This window comes from Psychrobacter sp. 1U2, assembly GCF_051847575.1.
In genome coordinates this window covers 1-793 of the sequence record NZ_JBPYDC010000871.1, presented here as the reverse complement: position 1 = coordinate 793, position 793 = coordinate 1, and the positions used below count along the sequence as shown (strand labels likewise).

The following is a 793-nucleotide window of genomic DNA, read 5'->3' as shown; positions in this document are numbered from 1 at the left end:
AGTTGGTCTTGCGGTGCATATTATTTATTCCGTGTTAGGGTTAGCGGCGGTAATAGCTCATTCGCAGCCGTTATTGACTGCTATTAAATGGTTGGGTGGTAGCTATCTGATTTATTTGGGATGGCAAGGTATTCAAGCCAAACCAAAGCCTACAACTGACTTAGCACTAGATACTCCACAGCAGGAAGCGGACAAACAGGCAAAGCAAGACGTTTTAAAAGCCGATTCAACCCTTGCTACCCTGCGACGCGGTTTCTTCTGTAATGTCTTTAACCCTAAAGCGCCTGTATATTTTGTCGCAATATTTACCCTCGTATTGTCCCCCGATATCCCGCTGTGGCAGCTCTCTATCTATGGCGTATGGATGATGGTGTTACAGATGGCATGGTTTAGCGCTGTGGTGATGCTGCTCTCTATTCCTGCTATTCTGCGTCGTTTTGGGCGTATTGAGCACTGGATAAACCGTATCTTAGGTAGCGCAATGATAATATTAGGGTTAAACCTCATTTTACGTAGCCGATAAGACATTCGCTACTCGCAAAATCTGCTAAACTGAACAGTTATATTCAAACCTCAAAGCCCCATACTATGACCAGTAGACCAAACACTAATAAACACCGAAACCGCGCACCTGAGACTGCCAAAAAACTTGGCAAGCTGCACTCGCGTAATCCGCACCAAGGTCGCTACGACTTTGCGCTATTGACCCGCGCCTTACCTGAGCTTGCCAAGCATACGATCACCAATCCTAAGGGTGAGCCGACGATTAATTTTTCGGATCATCAGGCGGTAC

Annotated in this window: 2 protein-coding genes; both read left to right on the top strand. The window is 46.3% G+C overall.

What is annotated here, in order from left to right; translation table 11 throughout:
* A partial coding sequence (locus ACS8FD_RS19250) for a LysE family translocator (RefSeq protein ID WP_439277040.1) occupies positions 1-523 on the top strand: 523 nt, incomplete at its 5' end.
* A 65-nt stretch (positions 524-588) separates the two neighbouring features.
* Positions 589-793 (top strand): RlmF-related methyltransferase (locus ACS8FD_RS19245; RefSeq protein ID WP_439277039.1); only part of this gene is annotated, 205 nt, incomplete at its 3' end.